Origin of the sequence: Rhizobium ecuadorense (assembly GCF_001187535.1) — a bacterium.
Lineage (GTDB): Bacteria > Pseudomonadota > Alphaproteobacteria > Rhizobiales > Rhizobiaceae > Rhizobium > Rhizobium ecuadorense.
Genome location: NZ_LFIO01000171.1, coordinates 1 through 258 on the forward strand (window position 1 = coordinate 1; position 258 = coordinate 258).

General features: G+C 60.9%; 1 protein-coding gene. It reads left to right on the forward strand.

What is annotated here, in order from left to right; translation table 11 throughout:
* Window positions 1-258, forward strand: a 258-nt coding sequence (locus AF337_RS04535; protein WP_193393570.1) for a 4Fe-4S dicluster domain-containing protein, incomplete at both ends; no start/stop codon positions are given.

Below are 258 nucleotides of genomic sequence, written 5' to 3' on the forward strand. Positions count from 1 at the left end.
ACGTCAAGCCGCTGTGGTCGAAGTTTGGCACGGCGCTCGGCGTGGCGCTCGGCGGTCTCGACATGTGGACCAACACCTTGTTCGGCTTTTCTTTCTTCGGCACGCTTGGTCACGGCAAGACCGATGCGCAGTCGCTGGAGCCGGCCGCTCAACACAAGCCGATCGCCTATCCGAAACCGGATGGCATTTTGACCTTCGACCGCCTGTCCTCGGTGTTCCTGTCGAACACCAATCACGAGGAGGATCAGCCGGTGCATC